We start from the raw sequence: 1,443 nt of genomic DNA, 5'->3' as shown, positions 1-1,443 counted from the left end.
CATCTGGTTGGAGATGCCGAACAGCGGCCACAAGGTGTTGATGCCGCCCAGCGGATCGATCACGCCCTGGTACAGCAAGTAACCCCACAGCGCGACGCAACCGGCGGTGGCGATCAGGTTGGCCGGCCAGGATTCGGTGCGCTTGAGCGAAGGCACGAACGAGCCCAGCAAATCCTGCAGCATGAACCGCCCGGCACGGGTGCCGGCGTCCACCGCGGTGAGGATGAACAGCGCTTCGAACAGGATCGCGAAGTGGTACCAGAACGCCATGGTGTTCTCACCCGGCAGCACCGAGTGCAGGATCTGCGCGATCCCGACCGCCAGGGTCGGCGCACCGCCTGCACGGGCCAGGATGGTGGTCTCGCCGATGTCCTTGGCCACCGCTTGCAGCGCCTCGGGGGTGATTGCAAAGCCCCAGCTGCTGACGGTCTGGGCCACGGCCACCACATCACTGCCGACGATCGCCGCCGGGCTGTTCATGGCGAAGTACACGCCTGGCTCGATCACCGAGGCGGCGACCATGGCCATGATCGCCACGAAGGACTCCATCAGCATGCCGCCGTAACCGATGTAGCGGGCATTGGTTTCGTTATCCAGCAGCTTGGGCGTGGTGCCCGAGGAGATCAGCGCGTGGAAACCCGAGACCGCGCCGCAGGCGATGGTGATGAACAGGAACGGGAACAGCCCGCCCTTCCACACCGGTCCCGTGCCGTCGGTGAACTGGGTCAGCGCCGGCATTTTCAGATCGGGCATGGTGACCAGGATGCCGATCGCCAGGGCGACGATGGTGCCGATCTTGAGGAAGGTCGACAGGTAGTCCCGCGGCGCCAGGATCAGCCACACCGGCAGTACCGCCGCGACAAAGCCGTAGCCGATCAGCATCCAGGTGATCTGGATCCCGGTGAAGGTGAAGGCCTTGGCCCAGACCGGGTCGGCAGCAATTTGCCCGCCCAGCCAGATCGAGCCCAGCAGCAACAGCACGCCGATGATCGAGATTTCACCGATGCGGCCCGGGCGGATGTAGCGCATGTAGATGCCCATGAACATCGCGATCGGGATGGTCGCCATCACCGTGAAGATGCCCCATGGGCTCTCGGCCAGGGCCTTGACCACGATCAGCGCCAGCACCGCGAGGATGATGATCATGATCAGGAAGCAGCCGAACAGCGCGATGGTGCCAGGGATGCGACCCATTTCCTCACGGACCATGTCACCCAGGGAACGCCCGTTGCGGCGGGTGGACAGGAACAGGACCATGAAGTCCTGCACCGCACCGGCCAGCACCACGCCGGCGATCAGCCAGAGCGTGCCGGGCAAATAGCCCATCTGCGCCGCCAGCACCGGCCCGACCAGCGGCCCCGCGCCGGCAATGGCCGCGAAGTGGTGGCCGAACAGAATGTGTTTGTTGGTCGGGACATAGTCCAGGCCATCGTTGTTGAGCAC

General features: G+C 64.8%; 1 protein-coding gene. It reads right to left on the bottom strand.

The window, feature by feature from the left end; translation table 11 throughout:
• Positions 1-1,443: carbon starvation CstA family protein (locus tag B0E42_RS28240; RefSeq protein WP_077508632.1), on the bottom strand; the 1,443-nt coding region annotated here is incomplete at both ends.

Origin of the sequence: Pseudomonas sp. A25(2017), from assembly GCF_002001065.1 — a bacterium.
Classification (GTDB): Bacteria; Pseudomonadota; Gammaproteobacteria; order Pseudomonadales; family Pseudomonadaceae; genus Aquipseudomonas; species Aquipseudomonas kilonensis.
Note: the sequence above shows the minus strand (reverse complement) of the source record. Positions and strands in the feature narration are given on the sequence as shown.